Source organism: Maritimimonas sp. 2304DJ26-3 (assembly GCF_056591635.1).
Map to the genome: position 1 here is coordinate 469,245 of NZ_JBWQOK010000002.1, position 24,209 is coordinate 493,453.

22 protein-coding genes are annotated in these 24,209 nt (G+C 32.6%); 14 read left to right on the forward strand and 8 right to left on the reverse strand.

All coding sequences use genetic code 11. The annotated features are described in order from the left end of the window. The first annotated feature begins 37 nt into the window (after positions 1-37). The 3 genes from AC1EUV_RS07140 to AC1EUV_RS07150 all read left to right on the forward strand — a co-directional run bounded on the left by AC1EUV_RS07140 (position 38) and on the right by AC1EUV_RS07150 (position 3,374). Complete coding sequence (locus AC1EUV_RS07140; protein ID WP_480197991.1) at positions 38-1,432, forward strand: YfcC family protein; 1,395 nt, start codon at positions 38-40, stop codon at positions 1,430-1,432. Next, entirely contained in the window at positions 1,432-2,577 is a 1,146-nt protein-coding gene (argE, locus tag AC1EUV_RS07145) for an acetylornithine deacetylase (protein WP_480197992.1), read from the forward strand. The genes AC1EUV_RS07140 and argE overlap by 1 nt, the downstream gene beginning before the upstream one ends. Before the next feature lie 65 nt (positions 2,578-2,642). Further along, positions 2,643-3,374 (forward strand): alpha/beta hydrolase, encoded by a 732-nt coding sequence (locus AC1EUV_RS07150; protein WP_480197993.1) that lies wholly within the window; start codon positions 2,643-2,645, stop codon positions 3,372-3,374. 13 nt (positions 3,375-3,387) lie between these two features. Here the strand turns inward: AC1EUV_RS07150 and AC1EUV_RS07155 are convergent, their stop codons facing one another. Beyond that, positions 3,388-4,659, reverse strand: a complete 1,272-nt coding sequence (locus AC1EUV_RS07155; RefSeq protein ID WP_480197994.1) for a UDP-N-acetylmuramoyl-tripeptide--D-alanyl-D-alanine ligase — start codon at positions 4,657-4,659, stop codon at positions 3,388-3,390. A gap of 68 nt (positions 4,660-4,727) precedes the next feature. After that, on the reverse strand, positions 4,728-6,473 hold the full coding sequence (gldJ, locus tag AC1EUV_RS07160; RefSeq protein WP_480197995.1) for a gliding motility lipoprotein GldJ: 1,746 nt from the start codon (positions 6,471-6,473) through the stop codon (positions 4,728-4,730). Between the two features lie 161 nt (positions 6,474-6,634). On the opposite strand from gldJ, the gene porU reads away from it, so the two are divergent. The 7 genes from porU (at position 6,635) to AC1EUV_RS07195 (ending at position 14,344) form a co-directional block, all read left to right on the forward strand. After that, entirely contained in the window at positions 6,635-10,102 is a 3,468-nt protein-coding gene (gene porU, locus AC1EUV_RS07165; RefSeq protein ID WP_480197996.1) for a type IX secretion system sortase PorU, read from the forward strand. Positions 10,103-10,133: 31 nt separating this feature from the next. Then, positions 10,134-11,282 carry a type IX secretion system outer membrane channel protein PorV gene (porV, locus tag AC1EUV_RS07170; RefSeq protein WP_480197997.1) on the forward strand — a complete coding sequence of 383 codons (1,149 nt, stop codon included), beginning with the start codon at positions 10,134-10,136 and terminating at the stop codon, positions 11,280-11,282. 91 nt (positions 11,283-11,373) lie between these two features. Further along, on the forward strand, positions 11,374-11,856 hold the full coding sequence (cdd, locus tag AC1EUV_RS07175; protein ID WP_480197998.1) for a cytidine deaminase: 483 nt from the start codon (positions 11,374-11,376) through the stop codon (positions 11,854-11,856). Between the two features lie 15 nt (positions 11,857-11,871). After that, positions 11,872-12,249 (forward strand): group III truncated hemoglobin, encoded by a 378-nt coding sequence (locus AC1EUV_RS07180; RefSeq protein WP_480197999.1) that lies wholly within the window; start codon positions 11,872-11,874, stop codon positions 12,247-12,249. A gap of 121 nt (positions 12,250-12,370) precedes the next feature. Beyond that, a complete protein-coding gene (locus tag AC1EUV_RS07185) occupies positions 12,371-13,432 on the forward strand; it encodes a 3-oxoacyl-ACP synthase III family protein (protein WP_480198000.1) in 1,062 nt (353 codons plus the stop codon). Positions 13,433-13,515: 83 nt separating this feature from the next. Beyond that, positions 13,516-13,731 (forward strand): hypothetical protein, encoded by a 216-nt coding sequence (locus AC1EUV_RS07190; protein ID WP_480198001.1) that lies wholly within the window; start codon positions 13,516-13,518, stop codon positions 13,729-13,731. 7 nt (positions 13,732-13,738) lie between these two features. Beyond that, positions 13,739-14,344: a hypothetical protein gene (locus AC1EUV_RS07195; protein WP_480198002.1), complete on the forward strand. Its 606-nt coding sequence runs from the start codon at positions 13,739-13,741 to the stop codon at positions 14,342-14,344. A gap of 208 nt (positions 14,345-14,552) precedes the next feature. On the opposite strand, the gene pafA is transcribed toward AC1EUV_RS07195, so the two are convergent. Next, complete coding sequence (gene pafA / locus AC1EUV_RS07200) at positions 14,553-16,196, reverse strand: alkaline phosphatase PafA (RefSeq protein ID WP_480198003.1); 1,644 nt, start codon at positions 16,194-16,196, stop codon at positions 14,553-14,555. A gap of 118 nt (positions 16,197-16,314) precedes the next feature. Between pafA and AC1EUV_RS07205 the strand changes: the two genes are divergently transcribed. Together AC1EUV_RS07205 and AC1EUV_RS07210 are read left to right on the forward strand one after the other, a co-directional pair. Beyond that, complete coding sequence (locus AC1EUV_RS07205; RefSeq protein ID WP_480198004.1) at positions 16,315-17,058, forward strand: MlaE family ABC transporter permease; 744 nt, start codon at positions 16,315-16,317, stop codon at positions 17,056-17,058. After that, on the forward strand, positions 17,055-17,825 hold the full coding sequence (locus AC1EUV_RS07210) for an ABC transporter ATP-binding protein (protein WP_480198005.1): 771 nt from the start codon (positions 17,055-17,057) through the stop codon (positions 17,823-17,825). Before AC1EUV_RS07205 ends, AC1EUV_RS07210 begins: the two co-directional genes overlap by 4 nt. A gap of 1 nt (position 17,826) precedes the next feature. Here the strand turns inward: AC1EUV_RS07210 and rluF are convergent, their stop codons facing one another. Genes rluF through AC1EUV_RS07235 form a run of 5 tightly spaced genes read right to left on the reverse strand, consistent with a single transcriptional unit; the run spans position 17,827 to position 22,367 of the window. Further along, entirely contained in the window at positions 17,827-18,558 is a 732-nt protein-coding gene (gene rluF, locus AC1EUV_RS07215) for a 23S rRNA pseudouridine(2604) synthase RluF (protein ID WP_480198290.1), read from the reverse strand. 1 nt (position 18,559) lies between these two features. Further along, positions 18,560-19,987 (reverse strand): DUF389 domain-containing protein, encoded by a 1,428-nt coding sequence (locus AC1EUV_RS07220; protein ID WP_480198006.1) that lies wholly within the window; start codon positions 19,985-19,987, stop codon positions 18,560-18,562. A gap of 25 nt (positions 19,988-20,012) precedes the next feature. Continuing rightward, positions 20,013-21,092 (reverse strand): mannose-1-phosphate guanylyltransferase, encoded by a 1,080-nt coding sequence (locus AC1EUV_RS07225; protein WP_480198007.1) that lies wholly within the window; start codon positions 21,090-21,092, stop codon positions 20,013-20,015. Next, positions 21,092-21,685 (reverse strand): SprT-like domain-containing protein, encoded by a 594-nt coding sequence (locus AC1EUV_RS07230; RefSeq protein ID WP_480198008.1) that lies wholly within the window; start codon positions 21,683-21,685, stop codon positions 21,092-21,094. The genes AC1EUV_RS07225 and AC1EUV_RS07230 overlap by 1 nt, the downstream gene beginning before the upstream one ends. Before the next feature lie 4 nt (positions 21,686-21,689). After that, entirely contained in the window at positions 21,690-22,367 is a 678-nt protein-coding gene (locus tag AC1EUV_RS07235; RefSeq protein WP_480198009.1) for an SDR family NAD(P)-dependent oxidoreductase, read from the reverse strand. A gap of 80 nt (positions 22,368-22,447) precedes the next feature. Between AC1EUV_RS07235 and AC1EUV_RS07240 the strand changes: the two genes are divergently transcribed. Continuing rightward, positions 22,448-23,725, forward strand: a complete 1,278-nt coding sequence (locus tag AC1EUV_RS07240; protein WP_480198010.1) for a metal-dependent hydrolase family protein — start codon at positions 22,448-22,450, stop codon at positions 23,723-23,725. A gap of 77 nt (positions 23,726-23,802) precedes the next feature. Beyond that, complete coding sequence (locus AC1EUV_RS07245) at positions 23,803-24,183, forward strand: hypothetical protein (protein WP_480198011.1); 381 nt, start codon at positions 23,803-23,805, stop codon at positions 24,181-24,183. The last annotated feature ends 26 nt before the right edge of the window (positions 24,184-24,209 follow it).

Consider the following 24,209-nt stretch of genomic DNA (forward strand, 5'->3'; position numbering starts at 1 on the left):
AATAGTTCTTATATTGCACTTTTAAACTACATAAACTTTGACCATTCCTAGAAAACCATGGTATTCTAAAATCCCTCATGCCATTGTATTAATTTTTATCATCATAATTTTTGTTACTGTATTAACATATTTATTACCTGCTGGTCAATTTGAACGTGTTTTAATAGATGGAAAAAATAGAGTAATGCCTGGCTCTTATAAACAAATTACCAATACACCAGTTTCTTTTTTAGATATGTTTATGGCAATTCCGCTAGGTTTTAAAACTGCTGCAGAGGTAATCTTTGTGGTATTGGCGGGCGGAATTATGTTTAATATCATGAATGCTACTAAAGCCGTTGAAAATGCAGTAGGTACACTTGTAAATAAACTTGGGAATGAAAAAAAATACCTAATTGTAGTATTAATGACATTTTTTTATGGCTTTATGGGTGTGGCCGTAGGTTATGAACATAACATAGGGCTAGTGCCAATTGCCGCCGTATTAAGCCTAGCTTTGGGTGGTGACCTAATTTTAGCTGCTGGAATCTCAGTTGGTGCAATTACTATTGGTTTTGGTCTATCACCTATTAATCCATATACCGTTGGTGTTGGACATAAAATTGGAGAGTTAGCATTATTTTCTGGAGCTTGGCTTCGTAGTATTTTATGTTTTTTAGGTTTAGCTTTAATAGCATATTATAATGTAAGGTATTTAAAAAAAATTACTAAAAATCCTGATAAAGGTTTAGGAAAAGGATTAAATGAAGAAGGAATTTCTCTATCAAAGAAACTTAAAGATTATACACTCAGCTTAACAGACATTATAGTAATATCAATCTTTGTAATAGGTTTACTAGTAATACTTTGGGGAGTATTTACAAGATCTTGGTATATTAATGAGCTCTCAGCTATTTTTTTAATGATAGCAATAGGTTGTGGTATTGCTTCAAAAATGTCTGCAACAACGTTAAGCGAAAATGTTTTGAAAGGTGTAGCTATTGCCGCTCCTGGAGCTTTTATGGTCGGTTTTGCAACCTCTATTAAAGTATTAATGGAAATGGGAAATATAAGTGATACCATTTCTTTTCAAATGGCAGAAGTATTGCAAGGTTTACCTCAATATCTATCTGCTATTGGTATGTCAATATCGCAAAGCGTAATTAATTTATTTATACCGTCTGGTAGTGGTCAAGCCTTAGCTACATTGCCAATTATGATACCTCTTGGGGAGGTATTAGGTTTAACAAGACAAACTACTGTGTTAGCGTTTCAAATCGGCGATGGAGTTACTAATTTAGTAAACCCTACGCTTGGTGGTTTGATCGCCATGTTGAGCATGTGCAGAGTACCAATTGATAGATGGCTTAAATTTATTTTACCGGTAGTTTTAGCGATTTTAGCAATATCGTGGGTAGCGCTTGTGGTAGCAACAGCAATTAATTATAGTTAATGGAAGTTATCAAAATTTTAGAAAAATTAGTTTCTTTTCCTGTTCTAGGTGGAGATAGCAACTTATCAATTATATATTGGATTAAGGAGTATATAGAAAATTACGATATTGAAACGGTCTTAGTCCCTAATAAGGATAATACCAAAGCTTCTTTACATTGTAGAATTGGTCCTGAAGTTAATGATGGCGTTATATTATCAGGACATACTGATGTGGTTCCTGTAAAAGGTCAAAATTGGACTACAGATCCTTTTACCTTAACGGAAAAGGATGGCAAATTATACGGAAGAGGTACAGCAGACATGAAAGGTTTTTTAGCATGCTGTCTAGCTGTATTGCCAAAAATGGTAAAAGCAGATTTAAAAACACCAATCTACTTTGCATTTTCCTATGACGAAGAAATAGGGTGCCTCGCGGCGCCAGAACTAGCCGAGCACATAAAATCATATTATAAAGAAACTCCAAAATATGCGATTATCGGAGAACCATCTTTATTACAACCAATTATAGGTCAAAAAGGTATTTGTTATTTAAAAACAGAAGTAAATGGTTCTGCTGGACATAGCAGCGGGATACATAAAGAGGTAAGTGCCATACACGAAAGTACAAAGCTTATTATTTGGTTAGAAAAGAAGATGAAAGAACTCGTTTTAAAAAATAAAGACGATCGTTTTAACCCACCTCATTCTACTATACATGTTGGGCAGATAAATGGAGGAATTGCAACCAACGTAGTTGCGGATTACACTGTGTTTGAATGGGATGTACGTGTAATACCAAAAGATAATATTTTAGAAATTTTTGAAGATTATTATGCCTTTTGTGCTCAGCATGAAAAAGAAGTTCGCAAAAAGTACCCCGAATTTAAAATTACGAATACGGTATTACACCCTCCAGTCGCAACTCTAGACACTAGTCAAAATGATGATATAGTTGCTTTTACCCAAAAATTAGTTAATAATTATACTTGGGATACCGCGGCGTACGCAACCGAAGCTGGTCAATTTGCAGAAGCAGGCTTTCAGGCTATTATTTGTGGTCAAGGTTCTATTGAGCAAGCGCACCGAGCCGATGAATTTACAGAAATAAATCAGTTACAAAAAGGAGTTGAAATGTTAGAAAATTTAGTAATTGAATTTTCTTAAAAAGCGTTAAAATTTATTTTGCTTTTCAATTATTTATTAAGTTTAGCTAATAAATTGATCTAATTATGCAAAAAGCTTTCTTTTTTATTTTTGTTTTCTTTTTACATGTTTCTTTTGCTCAAGTTGAAAAACAAACTATTAATTTTTATGCGAAAGATTCTGTAAAAATAACAGCCGACACTTATTTCTTAAAAGATATACCCCCAACAGTTTTATTATGCCATCAAGCTGGTTTTAGTCGTGGTGAATACATCAAAACAGCTAAAAAATTAAATGATCTAGGTTTTTCTTGTATGGCAGTTGATCAGAGATCCGGTAATGAGGCTAATGGCATTAAAAACCAAACTGCCATTGATGCCAATAATAAAAGAATGAATGTCGGGTTTGCAGGTGCTAAGCAAGATGTTGAAGCTGCTATTGACTATTTGTATAACCTTAACGGGAAACAACCTATTATTCTCGTTGGTAGCTCCTACTCTGCTTCTTTAGCTCTGTGGATTGCCGGTGAACGCAATAAAAAGATTAAAGCTGTTGCTGCTTTTAGTCCTGGAGAATATTTAAAAGGGAAGGATCTAGCCAAGTTGATTAAACCTATTAAGATACCTGCTTTTATAACCTCATCAAATAGAGAAACTAAACCTGTGGAAAAATTACTTCGTAATGTAAAACCCCAATACATTAAACATTATAAACCTCTAGAAAAAGGTATTCATGGTTCACGTGCCTTATGGGAAACAACTGATGGACAAAAAGGCTATTGGAAGGCTTTTGAAAAGTTTCTAGAGGCAAGTAAATAAGATTATTGTAGAATTAAAGTATATCTAAAATGCGCTCTAAAGCCATTCCACGAGAGGCCTTGATCAAAAGAGTTGAATTTTCAATATTCTGACCAGAGAAATGATCTTTAAAATCCTCAAAGGTTTTATATTTTTTTACTTTAGAGTTCGAAATTTTATAGAAATTTTCACCCAGTAGATATACTTTATCTATATTAAAATCAATAGCTAAATTAGCAATTCTTTGATGTTCGTCTTTAGCTTCACTTCCAAGTTCAAACATATCTCCTAAAATGGCAATCTTATTTTTACCGGTTAAACCAGAAAAATTCTCTAAAGCAACCTGCATACTGCTTGGGTTAGCGTTATAAGCATCTAAAATAATCTTATTAGAACCTTTTTGAATAATTTGTGATCTATTATTAGATGGCGTATAACTTTCGATAGCCTCTTTCATAAGACTACCATCAACTTTAAAATAGCTACCAATAGTAATTGCAGCAGCAATATTATTAAAATTATAACTACCTATAAGTTTACTTTCTATCAATTTACCATTATATCTAACCTTCACAAATGGGTTCGCTTCCAAAAACTTAATATCTATATCAGGATTGGTATTGCCAAAAGTAATTTGTTGTATTCCTTTAGATTTTTCTAATTGCTTTTGATCGTTGGCATTCACAAATACTTGCTTATCATTTTCCTTAAGGTATCCATAAAGTTCTGTTTTACCTTCTACTACGCCTTCTAGACTACCAAACCCTTCTAAATGCGCTTTTCCAAAATTGGTGATGTAACCATAATCTGGTTCTGCAATTGAGCATAAAAATGCTATTTCTTTTAAATGATTAGCACCCATTTCTACAATACCTATTTCCGTTTTATCCGTCATAGACAACAAAGTCAATGGAACCCCAATATGGTTATTTAAATTTCCTAATGTAGCTGTGGTCTTAAACTTTTTTAATAGCACTGCATTTATTAACTCTTTGGTAGTAGTCTTGCCATTACTCCCCGTTAAAGAAATAATTTGAATGTCTAATTGTCTTCTATGATATGTTGCTAGTTTTTGTAACGTCTCTAAAACATTATCAACGAGTAGCATTCTTCGGTCTGTTTTATAGCTAGCTTCATCTATTAAAACATAAGAAGCCCCTTTTTCTAAAGCTTCTTCCGCAAAGGCGTTGCCATTAAAATTGTCACCCTTCAAAGCAAAGAATATACAGCCATGCGTAATTTTTCTAGTATCAGTAGAAACTAAAAATGTCTTTTTATAAAGTTGATATATTTGGGATATGTCCATTGCGTAAAAATAAAAAACTCAACACAAAATTGTGTTGAGTTTCTTGTAAATATGATCTTTGGTTATAATTATTTTCTTAACGGAGTCTTACGTCTCCTTTTTTGTGTCATAGCTCCTAATTTATCTGTTGCACAACGGAAACCGATAAAGTTGGTAGCCATATATTCCGGTAGATATCTACGCTGAGAAGGATCTAACCAATATTCTCTATCTCTCCATGACCCGCCCTTATATACTCTTGATTGGTCACTAATTAGTGTTGTACGTTTTTGTGTATCATATTGTTGAATAATTAATCCACTTTCACCGATCTGACGAGGGTTTTTAGGCGAATTATACATTCTTGGCTTGATTTCCATTTCATCCTCTTCTTTAAAATAATCTCTTGTAGAAGAAAGGTCACCATCACCAATTGCTATGTTATTAGCTTTTTCATAGTTAGGTCTCATAAATGCATCACGCTTAGTAATTGGCACATACTTAACACTACCTGGTAAATCTTTTGGTACTATCTTACCATTATCCAAAGTATCAAATTCAATACTGTTATAATCTACTACTACTACTTTACCTTCGGCATCAATCAATGGTTTCTTAAATACATTACCTCTAAAGTAGTTAAAGTCGTTTGCATCATTATCTACTATTGGTCTGTATACATCTGCTACCCATTCCGCAACATTACCAGACATATCATATAAACCAAATGCATTAGGATCATAAGATTTCACTTTAATGGTAATATCTGCACCATCATTACTCCATCCCGCAAGACCACTATAATCTCCTTTACCTTGTTTAAAGTTAGCTAATTGATCACCTGCTCTTCTTTTAGATTGATCACGTGTATAACGACCATTCCAAGAGTACTTTTTACGACCTCTAATAGTATTATATTCTCTATTTTCTATTAATGCTTTTGCAGCATATTCCCATTCAGCTTCTGTCGGCAATCTAAATCGTTGTGCTAAAACACCGTCTGATGTTTTTACATGACGCCCTGTAAATTGACCTTTAGAAGATTTTTTACTTCCTCTTGTTCTTTTAATCTTGTTACCGTCCGCATCTCTTTTTGGACCTTTATCACTCTTTTTACGCTTTTGTGTATAATCAGGTAAACCTTTATTATAGATTGAAGAATCTCCATCAAATAATAAGTATGGGTTTGCTAAATATGCACCAGTATCAAAACGATTTTTCCCTTCTACAACTAATGAGTCTTGGTCAAATAATTTATTTAGTACACCTTTATCGTATAAAATCTTTTCATTAACTCTATCCGTTCTCCATTTACAATATTCAGTAGCTTGATTCCAAGAAACACCAACTACTGGATAATCGGCATAAGATGGGTGACGTAAATAACTTTCTGTCAATAATTCATTAAACCCAAGTGCGTCTCTCCATACCAATGTATCAGGTAAAGCGGCTTGATAAATTTTTCTGTAATTATCATCCTGCGGAGGGAAAACCTTTTCTAAATATTGTAAATAAAATAAATATTCTAAGTTAGTCACCTCAGCTTGATCCATATAAAAAGATCTAATTTGTTGTTTTGTAGGTGTGGTATTCCAATCGAACATTACATCATCTTGTACTCTACCCATGGTAAACGTACCACCTTCTATTAACACCATTCCTGGTGGCACCTTTTGACCTTGATAGTTAGTATTTGCTGTAAATCCTCCATATGTTGGATCATTAAAGTTCCAACCTGTCAATTCAGAAGATGTTCTACCTTTCTTTCCACAGCTAGCTAAAAATCCTGCGATAAGAACAGTTAATAAAACTTTTTTTCCTATAAACCTTTTCATATTTACTTTAATATTTAATTTAGGGGTTTTGTAGTCCTGTTTATTTTAATCTACACGGTACACAAAGTGCACTCGATGCATGTATAACGATTGTTTTATTTCTTTATTATATGTAATGTTGCAAAATATTAAAATAACACATGTTAACTTTCGTTTTGTATATGAAGATGCTTAAGACACCTAAATTTCTAATTCTTATTATAGCTTTGTTTATAAGCTACTCCTTACTGTCACAAGTAACTTCTGCGCAAAAACTAACATCTACTTCTACGGTAAAAAATTCTGTATTATCAAATGGTACTTGGTATAAGTTCGCTGTAGATACAACTGGGGTTTTTAGAATTGATAGATCTTTTTTACAAAATTTAGGGATAAACGTTAGCGAAATTAATCCTAAAAATATTCGAATATTTGGTAATGGCGGTCAATTACTACCTATGTTAAATAGTAATTTTAGATATGACGGTCTTCAAGAAAATGCTATACAAGTAATAGGAGAGGCAGATGATAGTTTTGATCCTAATGATTTTATATTGTTTTATGCGAAAGGCCCACACCAATGGATTACTAATACCTCACAACCCGAATTAACTAGACACCAAAATAATATCTATTCTGATAAAGCATATTATTTTATTACGACCGATAATGGATTAGGTAAGAGAATACAAACAGCTCCTGAGAATACATCGCCGGCCACTTTCCAGGTCAATACATTTAATGATTATTTAGTTTATGAAGAAGATGAAGTAAATTTGTTTTCAAATGGTCAACAATGGTTTGGTCAAGATCTTAGTTTTGAAAACACTACCACCGTTAACTTTACCTTTAATAATATTGCTAATAGCCAAGACATTTACGTACGTGTAAGAGGTGTTATAGAATCGTTTACAACCTCTTCTATGGAAATTAAAGTAAATGGTCAAAATTTAACAACTATTAATTTTCCCGCAATACCATCTTCTATTAATAATTTAACATTAGCAATTCCACGTGAAGCCATTCAAAACATAAATGTTTCTAGTGAACAAATAGCTGTAGAGATCACTTATAATAATAATGGTAATCCATCAGCAAGAGCACATTTAGATTATGTAGAAATTATTGGGAAGAAGAATTTAACTGCTGATGATAAACAATTCTCTTTCAGAAACTTTCAAGCGTCAAATGAACCTTTTACTTCTATTATTGAATATACTATACAAAACTCAAATAATATAGCTCAATTATGGGATGTAACAGATTATATAAACCCATCAATTATAACTAATCAATCTAGTAGTAGTAACTTCACGTTTAAATCAAATGGAGGAGCTTTGCGCGAATATATTACTCTAAATGATAATGATTATTTCACTCCTGAATTGTTATCAAATAGCCTAATTTCAAATCAGAATTTACACATTCTGCAAAATGTAGATTATGTAATTATTACCCAAAATTATTTATCAAACGAAGCTGAAAGACTTGCAGAATATCATAGAACAAATTCAGACCTCAATACATTGGTTATAGATATCAATCAAATTTATAATGAATTTAGTTCTGGTTCTCCGGATCTAACTGCAATTAGAGATTTTGTGAGGCATTTGTATGTAAATGCAACAAGCACAGATGAACGTATAAAATTTGTATGTCTATTCGGTGATGCATCTTATGATTTTAAAGACAGAATAAATAGTAATAATAATATCATTCCTGCTTTTCAATCTTTTGAAAGTTTTGATCTCGCTAGATCTTATGTGACAGATGATTATTATGGAATGATGGATGATAGCGAAGGGGCATTGACTACTACAGATCAACAAGACGTAGTTACAGGCAGATATCCAGTTACTACCATTACAGAAGCTAAACAAACAATTGATAAAACGTTATCATATTATGCTACAAGTTCTTTTGGTGATTGGCGCAACAGAATTACAGTTGTAGCTGATGATCCTGACACTGCGGGTGAATTTGTATTACAGCAAACCGTAGAACGTATAGCTGATGAGATTGCGCTAAATAAACCAGAACTAAATATTACAAAGATCTATGCAGATGCTTTTGTACAGCAAACATCTTCTGGAGGTGAACGCTATCCAACTGTTGAAGAAGCAATTGACAATGCCATTGAAACTGGCACATTGGTCTTAAACTATTTTGGTCATGGAGGTGAAGGTGGTTGGGCTAATGAACGATTTTTAGAAGTAGACCAGATCAATAGCTGGAATAATCCTAATACCTTACCTCTAATGGTTACTGTGACTTGTGAATTCTCTCGTTTTGATAATCCACTACGCCCCACTGCAGGTGAATTTGTTTTTCTCAACCCAAATGGAGGTGCAACAAGTATGATTACAACAACAAGAGAAATTTTTATTTCTGTAGGGCAACGTTATAATGAAATACTTATAGAAAAGCTTTTTAGTTTTAATAATGAAAACTATACGATTGCTCAAGCTATGATGGAAATGAAAAATGATCCGTTATCACCGAGAACAAGTCAACGCTTATTTGTATATTTTTTAGGAGACCCTGCAATGAAATTGGCGCAACCAAAGCCAAACATAAAAATCACTAAAATGAATAATGTTGATATTACTCAGTCTTTAGACACCTTAAAAGCCTTGTCTAGAGTCACTTTAGAAGGCATAGTAACTGACGCATCTGATACGCAATTGAGTAACTTTAATGGAAAATTATCTGCAACCATTTTTGACAAGTCTGTAGACAGAAGCACTTTGGATAATGATAATTTTGGAAGAAAATTAACTTTTGACGCTATAGAAAGTAAAATTTTTAGAGGACAGGCCTCAGTAACCAATGGCACTTTTAAATTCGACTTTATAGTACCAAGAGATATTAGAATAGCTTTTGGTAAATCAAAAATTAGCATGTATGCAGATAATCAACAAATAGATAAATCGGGATTTAATAGAGATATAGTTATTGGTGGTATTAATGAAAATGCCCCAGAAGATAACTTAGGCCCAACCATAAAATTATTTATGAATGATGAATCTTTTGTAGACGGTGGCAACACTAATGAATCTCCTTTTTTAATTGGAGTACTCGAAGATAATTCTGGAATTAATACATCAATAACTGCAGTAGACCATGATATTATTGCAGTATTAGATGGCGATCAGGCCAACCCTTTTATTTTAAACGACTTCTATCAGACTGAATTAGATGATTTTACGAAGGGTAAAGTAAAATTTCCATTTAGAAATTTAGAACCTGGTCCGCATACAATTTCATTTAAATGTTGGGATACATACAATAATCCGTCAGAAGCTACGTTAAATTTTGTTGTAGTAGATGATAGAGATTTGGTACTTGACCATGTGTTAAATTACCCGAATCCGATGATTAACTACACAGAGTTTTGGTTTAATCATAATAAACCTAATGAACCTCTAGAAGTTCAAATACAAATTTTTACTGTTTCTGGTAAACTGATTAAGACAATCAATCAGACCGTTCAAACAGAAGGAAATTTAGCACGAACAATTTCTTGGGATGGTTTAGATGATTTTGGTAATAAAATTGGTAAAGGTGTTTATGTTTATAAATTAAATGTTCGATCTACATTATCAAATGCCAAGGCTAAAAAATTTGAAAAACTAGTAATATTACAGTAAATCCCTTTAACGAAAACTGACTCTCATTTTCATGAAAAAAACACTTTTATTTTTAGTCATTATATCCGCTTCATTAGTAAAAGGATATTCACAAGATATTGATAACCCTATCACTACCGCAGCTCCATTCTTATTAATTGTACCTGATGCGCGATCTGGAGGTATGGGTGATATAGGTGTTGCTTCTAGACCAGATGCAAACTCGCAACACCATAATCCTGCAAAATTTACTTTCTTAGAATCACAATATGCTATTGGTGTCAATTATACGCCATGGTTACGAAATCTTACTAATGATGTATTCATTAGTAGCTTATCATTTGCAAATAGAATTAATGAAAGTAGCGCCTGGGCAGCTAGCCTAAAATACTTTTCTTTAGGTACTATAGAGCTAACTGCTGGTGATGGACAAGGTATTGGGTCAGAAAATCCAAATGAATTAGCATTGGACTTTTCATATGGATTAAAGCTAAGTGAAGAATATGCTATGGCAGTTGGCGTGCGATATATTCGTTCAGATTATGCATTAAATGTGGATAACTCAAACATAAATACCGTAAATACATTTGCTGTTGATGTATCTGGTTACTATCAATCAGAAGAAAAAAATTATGGAAGTTTTAATGGTAAATGGCGCGGAGGTTTCAACATTTCTAATATAGGCCCAAAAGTGACCTTGACTGATGGAGGACAAGAAAATTTTATACCAACAAATTTAAAATTAGGTGGTGGTTTTGACTTTATTTTAGATGACTTTAATACAATATCAACTAATCTAGAATTCAACAAATTATTGGTGCCAAGTCCTAGTATACCCGTTACAAATAGTGCTGGCGAACTTATTGGTTATAGACAAGAGGATACTGGCTTTTTAGGTGGTATTTTCCAATCTTTTGGTGATGCACCTGGCGGGTTTAGCGAAGAATTAAAGGAATTCACCTGGGCCTTAGGTGCTGAGTACATGTATGATAATACCTTTGCGTTTAGAGCAGGGTATTTTAATGAAAGTGAACAAAAAGGACAACGTAAATATTTTACTTTAGGTGCTGGCTTTAGATTTAATGCGATAGATTTAAATCTGTCATACTTATTAAATTCATCAGATGTAAATAACCCATTAGAAAACACATTACGTTTTTCTCTAACATTTAACTTCGGTGATTCTTATGAAGATTTTTAATTAGAATTACATAAAAAAGATAAAATAATCATTTTGGTGTATGCTGAAATGATTATTTTTTTATCTATATTTAAGGTTCCTATTTAAGCAAATGAAAAGAATTGAACTAAAAACAGAGTTCATTGTTTACGATGACATTAATGAGTTGTCTTTAGAAGAACAACAATTAATGGAACAAGCCATAGCTGCAAGAAAGAAAGCATATGCTCCTTATTCGAACTTTAGTGTAGGTGCAGCCCTACTATTAGATAATAAGGAAATCATTTTAGGCAATAATCAAGAAAATGCAGCTTATCCTTCAGGATTATGTGCCGAACGAGTAGCTATCTATAACGCTGGAGCAAATTATCCAAAAGAAACTATTTTAAAAATGGCAATTTCAGCAAGTTCGACTAATAAAAAAGTAGACCAACCTGTTGCGCCTTGTGGCTCCTGTAGACAGACCATTGCGGAATATGAAACCAAACAAAAAAAACCTATAGCAATATTTTTTATGGGAGAGACTGGTAAGATCATTAAAACTACATCTCTAAAAAATCTACTTCCTTTAGGCTTTGATAAATCATTCCTTTAAAAGTGATTCTCTTTTATGAAAAAAGACATCACAACTCGAGAAGATATTGATTATTTTATTGATGAGTTCTATAAAAAGCTTTTAAGTGATAATCTAATTAGCTATTTTTTTGAGCATATAAATACTGAACAAGAACTCAAAAAACATCTTGAAACCATTGCAAATTTTTGGGAAGACATTCTCTTTGGAACTACAAAATATAGTAAAAATGCAATGAAACCTCATTTTTCACTACACAAAGTCAAACCGTTTAAAAAGGAGCATTTTGATATTTGGCTAACTCATTTTAACACTTCTATTGATGCTAATTTTAGTGGTCAAAAATCTATTATAGCAAAAAATCGAGCTTTATCAATTGCTACTATCATGCAAATAAAATTACAGGATTTATAATTTTTTATACTCAGAGTTAGTACATATCTAAAAATCAAATATCTAATAAAAGTATTTTAATTATTCTCATTGGTTTTATATAAAATGACTTAGCTTAGCCTTAATATAAAAGCCTAACCATATGAATTCTGTAATAACAGGAACTGGAAGTTATATACCATCAGTTGTTAAAACAAACGAAGATTTTAATAATGAACGATTTTATAGCGACAAAAATGAGCCTTTTGAGGCTAAAAATGATGTTATTATTAAAAAATTCAAAGCTATTACTGGTATTGAAGAAAGACGTTATGTAACCGATACAGAACAATCTAGTGATATAGCTGCTATTGCAGGGCAAAGAGCCATAGAAAATTCAGGTGTTAATCCTGAAGAATTAGATTATATCATTTTAGCTCAAAATTTTGGTGACATAAAAAAAGGGACTATTCAAACTGATATTATGCCAAGCTTAGCAGCACGAGTAAAATATTTGTTAAAGATTAAAAACCCAAATTGCGTTGCTTATGATGTTATTTTTGGTTGCCCGGGATGGGTAGAAGGAGTTATTCAAGCACATACCTTTATACGAGCAGGCTTAGCAAAAAAATGTTTGGTAATTGGTTCTGAAACTTTATCTAGGGTTTTAGATATGCACGATAGAGATTCTATGATTTATTCTGATGGAGCCGGTGCTTGTGTTTTAGAATTTAGTGAAAATGGTAAATCTGGCATCATGAGTCATGCTACACAGTCGCACACCTACGAAGAAGCCAATTACCTATTTATGGGTAAGTCGAATATACCAAATACCGATCCGAAGGTACGTTATATTAAAATGCATGGTCGTAAAATTTATGAATATGCTTTAAATAATGTACCATTAGCAATGAAAGTTGCCCTAGATAAAAGTGGCGTATCAATTAATGATGTTAAAAAGGTGTTTATACATCAGGCAAACGAAAAAATGGATGAAGCTATTATTAAAAGATTCTTTAGATTATATAAAACACCTGAACCAGAGCATGTAATGCCAATGAGCATTCATAAACTAGGGAATAGTTCGGTCGCCACGGTTCCTACATTGCTTGATCTAGTTGTAAAAGGACAATTAGAAAATCATCAAGTTAAAAAAGGTGATGTTATTATCTTGGCCTCAGTTGGAGCAGGCATGAATATAAATGCAATTGTTTATAAATACTAATCTAAGAGTTAATAACATTCTGTTAATCAACATACTTAAGTGACTTATACTTCGTTTTAGTGTCAAATACTAAAATATCACTTATGAAATTATCAAAAATTTTAGCTCTATTTACAGCTATTTTATTTTTAGCTAGTTGCGGAAATGAAAAATCAAAAAAAGAAAATGAAGAGTTAGCTAAAACTGTACAGGAAGTTGAAGAATTAGCCCAAGAAGTTAAAGCTTCTACTGTTGAAGTTGAAGCTGACTTAAAACAAGTTGAACAAGATTTAAAAGAATTAGACAGTATTATAAAATAATTAAAACATGAAATCAATTAAAATAATCATAGCGATTGTAGCTTTAGTTGTGTTTACCGGAACAGAATTTACCTACGCTCAGAAAGGAAAAGGCAAAGAAAAGTCTGAACAAATGAAGCAAAAAGGTAAAGAAAAGACCAAAGAAGCTAAAGAAAAAGTAAAAAAGGTTGGCGAAGACATTGAAGAAGAAGCTGAAGAGCTAGAGCAAAACAACAGAAAGGAAAAAAAAGAAAAAAGGGCAAAGAAGGAGAAAAATGATAAAGGAAATGGAAATGCTTATGGTAAAAATAAGGGTAATCTTTCTGGGAAGGAATTTGGTCAAACTAGAGCTGAAGAAGCTAAAAATAAAGTAAAAGGAGACGAAGAGAGACTTGTAAATAATGAACGTATCATAAATTATCAGAGAGAACGTCTAAAAAAAGCTCGTGAAAGAAATAATAGAGCTAAGGAAGAGAAAAGAGTTAGTGGTGAAGAGCACGCTAAAAAAGAAGAAAAAATTAAAATTGTAGAAGAAAAACTAAATAAAGTACAAGAAAAGGTAAAATCTTCAAGAGAGAAAGTAAAGAAGCAAAAAGAAAAGCTTGATAAGGTAAAAAAAGATAAAAAAGAATAAGTACATAAAAACCTCTGAAATTCATCAGAGGTTTTTTTTATATAATAAACTCAAATTAAGGGCGTTTAAATATTGTTAAATACTCTAAAGATGATGGCGAACAAGATAATTATAGCACTTCTATTATTTGCTTTTCTACTCGTTTTGCAAATTATAAATTCTGAAAAAAAGAAAAGAAAAATAATTCATAAAAGAAAGATTGACAAATTTATCGATCAAAAACTTCAGGAATAACCTCGCCAGTAGCTCCATTCGGGAAACTCATTTGTAATAGCACAGAAATTGTAGGTGCAATATCAGTAATAGTTGTCTTTCTATACAAACTTCCTTTTTTAATCCCTTTTCCATAAAATAGCAACGGTACATGCGTATCGTAATTGTTGCTTGAACCATGTGTAGAACCTGTTTTAGGATAGGTAATAACAGCAGGATCCTTTACTACCAAAATGTCGCCAGAACTTTTCTGATTATATCCATTCTGTAACAATTCTTCAACTCCTTTATTAAAAGCCGTAGTACTCATAGTATGTGCAGTATAGACCTTTGCAATATGCCTAAAATTTATAATTTCTTCAGCTATAGCTTCTTCAACTTCTAATAAATCTAAGCTTAATTCTTTTAATTTATCTCTATCAATAAACAACTGATTATTGCTAAAATTTTCTATGATTTTTGTAGTGCCATATTTTTTAATCAAAAATCCATTTAATTGTCTAGTAAAATGAGCTAAGCTAAAGTAACCAGAAGGTATTCTTAAGGTTTCGAGAAATGAAGGAACATTTACAGCTCCGTGATCTGAGGTCAAGAAAACTACATAATTGTTTTTACCTACTTTGGTATTCAAATTATTAAGTAAACGTTCAAGATCTTTATCTAGCCTTATATAAGTATCTTCTATTTCTTTTGAGTTGGCTCCAAAGTTATGACCAATATAATCTGTACTAGAATAGCTGATTGTTAGCACATCGGTATGGTTATCTTTACCTAGTTCTTCAGCATCAATTGCTTTTAGTGCAAAATCTGTAGTTAGCGAATTGCCAAAAGGTGAAGATTTTATAATACTATATCCCCAGTTATCATCTTTTAGTGCATTTAAATCATATGGCAGCGTTGCTGTTTTCTTTCCTACAAATCCACCTTCAAAAGTATTTAAATCTGGTCCACTTTCTGTATAGGTATTTATATCATAAAGTGTTTTCCATTCCTTTAGATAGGTCTCTATGTTCTTTTTATCATTAAAATCATTTACCCATTTTGGTAACTTCTCAATATAATATGAACTAGTTACCCATTTCCCAATACCGCTACCATGAAACCAATAAGCGGCGTTACCTGTATGTCCCACAGGGAATATGGCACTACGATCTTTTATAGAAATACCTATTGATTTTCCTTTCATCTGCGTATATAACCGATTCTCATCAGAAAAAGTAGTTGTTAATAACCTACGAGGAGACATTCTATCATCATTGCTTCCAGAACCTACTGGGCTAACCAATGTATCAGAAGCACAATACACTTCTTTTTTTGTCACTTTATCATACCATTGATTGGATATAATACCATGGTATTTTGGTGTTGTACCAGTAAAAATTGACGCATGACCGGGACCTGTATAAGTAGGCACATAATTGTAATGATTATTCTTACAATTAAATCCTTTGTTCATTAAAAGTTTAAAACCTCCTTCTCCATATTTATCATAAAACCTAGTTAAGTAATCATATCGCATTTGATCCACAACAATACCAACAACTAGCTTAGGTCTTGTATTCTCTAATGAATTTTGTTGTTGTGCATTTGCCAAAGAAATAAATACTAAAGCCAACAAAAATGTGAGAAATCGATTCATAAGAATTTTGATTTTAATATTTATCAAAAATAGTCTATTTAATATTTAAAATCCTATTTTTGAAGTTATGTAATTATGAATTAATCTTAATTATATAGCAATTATTCTCATTATATAGATGAATTATATTGAACATATTGGCAAATACTTTAGCATGCTAAGTAATGTCTTTAAAAGACCTCAAAAAGGTTCTGTTTTTAGAGAAGCTATTTTTAAAGAAATAGAAGACCTTGGCATTAGTTCTATTGGAATTGTTGCCTTTATTTCATTCTTTGTTGGAGGTGTAGTTGTTATACAAACGGCGCTAAATTTAGAAAATCCACTAACTCCAAAATATTTGATTGGATTTGCATCTAGGGAGTCTTTAATATTAGAGTTTTCCCCTACTCTTATCTCAATTATACTAGCCGGAAAAGTTGGTTCATACATAACATCAAGTATTGGTACTATGCGTGTTACCGAGCAAATTGATGCATTAGAAGTAATGGGTATTAATTCTTTAAATCATTTAGTGTTGCCTAAAATCATTGCTACTGTATTCTTTTATCCATTTATCATTATTATCAGTATTTTTTTAGGAATTTTTGGAGGATGGGTTGCTGGCATCATTACTGGACTCGTCAGTTCAAATGAATACATTGAGGGAATACGATTTGGCTTTATACCATTTCATTTCACATATTCTATTATTAAAACAGCGGTATTTGCATTTGTAATTGCAACAATACCAGCTTATCATGGTTTTTTTGTTAATGGCGGTGCTATTGAAGTTGGTAAAGCCAGTACTAGAGCTGTAGTTTGGACAAGTATTGTCATTATCGTTTTAAATTACTTTTTAACTCAAATGATACTTGGCAAATGATAGAAGTAAAAGATATTTATAAAGAGTTTGATGGTGAGCCAGTGCTCAAGGGTATTAATGCTACTTTCGAAAACGGTAAGACTAGCTTAGTTATTGGGCAAAGTGGTTCAGGTAAAACAGTTCTTTTAAAATGTATGCTAGGATTATTTACTCCAGAAAAAGGTGATATTTCTTATGATGGTGTGAGCTATACTGAAATGAATGAAGATGATAAAAGAAATCTAAGAAAAGACATCGGTATGGTATTTCAAGGAAGTGCCCTTTTTGATTCTTCAACAGTAGAAGAAAATGTTATGTTTCCTCTAAAGATGTTTACCAAAAAACCTTTAGATGAGATGTTAGAGCGTGTGAACTTTGTGCTAAAACGTGTTAATCTTGAAGATTCTAACAAAAAATATCCTGCTGAGCTTTCAGGTGGTATGCAAAAACGTGTAGCAATCGCTAGAGCTATTGTAATGAATCCTAAATATTTGTTTTGTGACGAACCAAATTCAGGGCTTGACCCAAAAACAGCAATTGTTATTGATAATCTGATTCAGGAAATCACAAAAGAATACAACATTACAACAATTATTAATTCGCACGATATGAATTCTGTGATGGAAATTGGAGAAAAGATTATTTTCCTAAAAAATGGAGTTAAAGAATGGGATGGACATAGTGATCTTGTGTTTAAAACTGACAACGAAGCTGTGACAGACTTTGTCTATTCTTCTAACCTATTTAAAAAAGTTAGAGAAGCTCAATTAAAGGAAGATAATTTGTAGTTTAATTATTTTCTTTTGTAGAATTTGACACCAATCTATTTAATTCTTTTAACTCACCTTCAGTAAAATAACGCCACTTCCCTACTGAAACATCTAAAGAAATATTCATAATTCTAATACGCTTTAGTTTGGTTACTTTATAACCCAGATATTCACTCATACGGCGAATCTGTCGATTCAACCCTTGAGTCAAAATTATTTTGAATTTGTATTTGCTAATTTGCTCAACATGACACTTTCTGGTAATCGTGTCTAAAATTGGTACACCATTACCCATTTTTCGAATAAAGTAACTAGTTACTGGCTTATCAACAGTAACAATATATTCCTTTTCATGGTTATTTCTTGCGCGTAAAATCTTGTTTACTATATCACCATCATTAGTTAAAAAAATCAGCCCTTCACTCGGCTTGTCTAGCCTACCAATAGGAAAAATTCGCGTTGGGTAGTTTATGTAATCAATAATATTGTCCTTCTCTACACGCGTATCTGTAGTACAAACAATACCTATAGGCTTATTAAAAGCTAGATATACATGTTGTTCTTTAGATTCGCCTATTAATTTACCATCTACGCGAACCTCATCTGTCGTAGAAATCTTCGTGCCCAATTCTGGTACTTTGCCATTAATTGTTACACGACCCTGGTCAATCAACTTGTCAGCAGCTCGTCTAGAACAATAACCAACTTCAGTAAGATATTTATTAATACGTATCAAATGTTGTTCTTCTATACTAATTGCTTACGCGCAATGTATCTAATTTTAGACGTGTTTTTAACCAGGCTCTCAATTTAGGATCATCTTGTCTAATTGTTTTTCTAGGTATAGAATCGTACCAATTGAATTGAAAAACTCTTACTGTGTCTATTGATTTGAAATTAGTTTTAATCTTATCTGAATATGATAATTCTTCCAACGCCGGAAATAACACTTTAGCCTCCTCACCCACTTGATATAAAGGAACACTGCTCTCATTTATTCTAGATAATTGATTCTCTAACAATCGAATTTTTTCATCTTTTTCTTTAATTGTTTCATCACGCGAAGTAATTATCTTTTGATTTTGAGAATATAAATCTTGCAGATCTTGTACTTGCTGCCTGATCTCAGAATCATCACCTTGTTGAATAACCAGATTCACATCTTTTAATCCCATCTCTTGCATCTTTACCTTCCACCCATCAATCTCAGATTGAGGTCTCATACTACCGAGCAATGGCAACGTAATAGTTCTATCTAAATAGTTTACATTCTCTTTATCCTCTCCTAAAATAGCTACTCCTCCATCCTTTAATTCTTGAATAAAGCTATGCGCCATTTGTTTAAACTGATTTTCTTTAAATAGATTATAAAAAGAATAAATACTTCCTGCCAAAATTACAAAAGCTACAAATGAGGCAAAACGCGCAATTGTTTTACGTCTCGCAGAATTAATATACTTAACCATCGGAAAGCGTAAATACTTCACAATCAAAAATGTTGCTAATGCAATAAAAATAGTATTGATGGTAAATAAGAACATGGCTCCAAAAAAGAAATTTAAATTACCAGTACCTAGTCCATAACCTGCAGTACATAAAGGTGGCATTAATGCCGTAGCGATTGCAACACCAGCAACTGTATTTGTTTGAGGAGAAGGTCTGCTAATTGCTACTATTAAAGCCAAGCCACCAGCAATAGCAATAAAAACATCACGGACATCTGGACGCGTTCTAGCTAATATTTCTGGTGTAGCTTCTTGAAATAATGGAATTAAAAAGAATAAGAAAGATGTTAATAAACTTAAGCCGATCATTACTCCAAGATTGACCATAGATTTACGTAATGTATCTATATCGTTAATACCAATGGACATACCAACACCTAAAATTGGCCCCATTAAAGGAGAAATTAACATAGCTCCGATAACCACCGCTGTAGAATTGGCATTTAGACCAATAGATGCTATAAGAATGGAGAAAACAAGTATCCATGCTGTATGACCACGCATAAAAATATTGTCTTTAATCTCTTGTATGGTACCTTCTTTATCTGTGCCCCGGCGGATATCTAGAAGGCCATTTAAAAATTCTTTTACACTAGCAAAAAAGCCTGTAAATTCTTTTTTTACTTCCTCCTTTTTTATGTCTAATTCTACTTCTACTTTTTTATCTTCTTCCATAGGTTTCGATTTTAACTTATAGGAATTATACTAACTCATCACCAAAAGTTTCTTTTACTTTGGCAACTATTTGTTTGATATGCTGTTCTTCTTTTTTAGGACAAATAAGCAATACATCATCTTTTTCCACCACAATAAAATCATCTAGCCCCTGTATCACTACATGTTTCTTAGATTGCGTACTTACCATATTGCCAGACGCATTCTTAAAAATAGATTTACCATTTACCGTAGCGTTGCTCGCATTATCTTTAGGTAACTTCTCGTATAATGAACTCCAAGTACCTAGATCATTCCATCCGAAATCTACTGGTAACACATAAATATTATTTGCGCTTTGCATCACGCCATAATCAATGGATATATTTTCAGCGTTCTCATAATTTGATTTAATAAAATCATCTTCAAATTCAGTATTATACACATTATTGCCTTCACAAAATAGCTGATGCATCTCAGGCAAAAAATCTTCAAACGCTTTAAGTATGCTTTTCATACTCCAAATAAATATACCAGCATTCCATAAATATTCTCCACTTTCATAAAACTGAGTAGCAGTTTCTAAATCTGGTTTTTCGGTAAATTGTTTTACCTTCTTTATTTCGGAATTCTCATTTTCAAAATGAATATATCCATAACCAGTATTAGCATACGATGGTTGTATACCCAAGGTCATTAAAATATCGTGTGATGCACAAGCTTTAAAGGCAGTTTCAATATTACTTATAAATTCGTATTCATCTTCTATCCAATGATCGGAAGGAGCCACTATCATTACTGCGTCTGGGTTTTCATTGTAAATTTTTAATGCTGAATATAAAATACAGGGAGCTGTATTTCGCATTGCTGGTTCTAACACAAGCTGTTTATCAGTAACTTTTCCCGCTAATTGATTTAATACTAAATCTTTATAACGTTGGTTTGTCGATATTAAAATATTCTCGTTTGGAATCAATTTACCTAAACGATCAAATGTTTTTTGGATTAAAGAATCTCCAGTTCCTAACATATCATGAAACTGTTTAGGGAAATTCTGGGTACTCACTGGCCAAAATCGTGAACCAACGCCACCAGCCATAATTACTGCGTAATAATTCTTATTCATTAATTCTCTATTAATTCTACTTCTGCATTTTGATGAAATAAATAGGTTTTACCACTTTTTACTTCAACACATCCAAAACGTGTTCGGCGTTTTTCGCCTTTCACAAAAATACGTTTATTATAGATAAATTTTTGTTCTATGGATAATTCAAATATAAAGCTCTTTCCATTGCGTTCGTCATATTGTTTTAACGCTAATGATAATTTAACATCGGTATCTGTACTTGCTTTAGGGTTCTTAAAATAATTCGCCAAAAGCGGAAGTAAGTTTTCAGGATAAATTTCAGGACGCAAAAAGGGCAACATTAAATGCTGAAAAGTTTGCTTCCACTCAATTCCGTGTGGCTTTACTCTTTTATGTTTTTTATAGGTAGCTAAATGTGCTAATTCATGAATCAATGTCAGTAAAAATCGATATTGATTCAGATCACTATTAATAGTAATTATTTCTTTACCATTGGTTAGACGTCTAAAATCACCATGTTTAGTTTTACGATTTCTTACGACTTTTAGAGTACATGGGTTTTGATCTAATAATTCAATAACTAAATCAACAGCAGCTTCTGGAATATATTTTTGCAATACTTCTTTCATTCATTTATGGGGTACTCGAAGATACTTGCAATACTTTACCATTATAAAATTGATGCTTAGTTAAAGTAAAATCAGCTATATAAGTTGCCATTTCTGTAGCTGTAGTTGGCGCTTTATAACCGGGAAAAGCTTCTTCTAACATTTCTGTTTGTACTGCCCCTAGAGCTAATGCGTTAAAGGCTATACCTTTCTCTTTGTATTCTTCTGCGAGTAGCTCAGTTAACGTAATTATAGCTCCTTTAGAAGATGAATAAGCTGCCAATCCTGGAAATTTCATGCTTCCTTGTATGCCTCCCATACTACTAATTGAAACTACATGACTACCCTTTTTAAGAAAAGGCAATAATAAGCGCGTCAATTCCGCCACAGCAAAGACATTCACTTTATAAACTTCTAAGAAATCATATGTAGTAGTATCAGAAAATGGCTTATTAATTAACTTTCCTGCGTTATGAATAATGCAATCTACTTGCTTCCAATTCTTGGAAATTGTGTCTCTTACTTTTGCTAAGTCAGCGTCATTACCGATATCTACACTTAGATTTTCTGAAGACAAATTCTCTAACGGGTCCACATTCCGCGAAAGCGCTAGAACTTTATGTCCCGCAGTGGTTAATTGCTTTACCAATTCTAAACCTATACCTCTACTTGCACCTGTAATAACTATATTTTTTTTATTCATTCTATTAATATAGGATCATGAGAGAAATCTACCACTTTTTTTTGATACTTTTATGACTTCTAACAAATAATTCAAATACAATGAAACAGTTCTTTTTTATTTTATGTTTAATGATGTCTTTAGCAATTAATGCTCAAGAAAAATACCTCTATTGCGGAAAATTAATAGATACCAATACAGGAAAAATTAAAAAAGAAATGACCGTTGTTGTTTCTGGCAACAAAATTAAGAATGTTATAGCGGGTTATGTTATACCCAAAGGTGATAAGGTTCAGATTATAGATTTAAAGGATAAAACTGTAATGCCTGGATTGATTGATATGCATGTACATATTGAGGGGCAATTAAACCCAAAATCGTATATAGAAGAATATGTTATGAATGATGCCGATGTAGCCTACGATGCTCAAAAGTATGCTAAAACAACCTTATTAGCAGGTTTTACGACGGTTAGAGACCTTGGTGGAAGTGGAGTAAATGTTTCACTTCGAAATGCAATAAATGCAGGAAAAGTAGATGGGCCTAGAATAATAACGGCGGAAAAAGCTATAGGAACCACTGGTGGTCATGCCGATCCAACAAATGGTAGGCGCAAAGAGCTAATGGGAGATCCTGGGCCAAAAGATGGTGTAGTAAATAGTGTAGATGATGCTAAAAAAGCGGTGCGTCAGCGTTATAAAAATGGAGCTGACATGATTAAAATAACAGCAACTGGTGGTGTGTTAAGCGTTGCGAAAAGTGGACAAAACCCTCAATTTACTGTAGAGGAAATAAAGGCAATAACGCAAACAGCTAAAGATTATGGTATGCACGTTGCTGCCCATGCTCATGGTGATGAAGGTATGCAACGTGCTATAATTGGAGGTGTAAAAACTATAGAACATGGCACATTAATGAGCGAAGAAACTATGGACTTGATGAAAAAACATAATGCCTATTATGTACCTACTATTACAGCTGGTAAGTCTGTAGAGGCTAAGGCAAAGATTAAAGGCTACTTCCCTGAAATTATTGTACCTAAGGCATTAGCAATAGGGCCAAAAATTCAAGATACTTTTGGTAAAGCCTATAAAAAAGGTGTTGGTGTTGCTTTTGGTACTGATGCTGGTGTTTTTGATCATGGTGAAAATGGTAAAGAGTTTGGTTATATGGTTGAAGCTGGTATGCCAGCAATGGAAACCATACAATCTGCTACTGTTACCAATGCAAAAGTATTAGAAATGACCGATGAACTAGGTTCTATTGAAAAAGGGAAATTAGCAGATATTATTGCTGTAAATGATGACCCAACTAAAAATATAAATACTATGGAAAATGTAGTTTTTGTGATGAAGAATGGTAAGGTGTATAAAAAATAAAATTCTAAAACTGTTATAATAAATATATAGCTAATATTAACTATATACATACCGTTGTAGTGCATTAAACTAATCAAATGAAGCTTTTTAAGGGTATCCCACTATTTGTGAAATTATATAAGAATCGGATTGAAATCTGTAGATTAGATAATGGAAAATGTAAAAGTATGGATGGGGAATTTTCTGATTCGAGAATAGTGTTTTCGGACTATGAAAAAGCGGAAATTTTAATGAGAAAAATTACCAAAGAATTGGTTCCGGAAAGGAATGGTATCTTCGGGCCTTCATTTATCATGGTTATTCAACAATTGGAAATGAATGAAGGCGGAATATCGGAAGTTGAAAAAAGGGCTATTCGAGATTCCTGTGAGCATGCAAATGCTAAAGCAATGAAATTAGTTGATTCTGAAAAGGAAATTTCCATTTTGGAGGCTAAAAAAATATTGAAAACGATTTAATAAAAACGCACTACAACAAGGTGTAT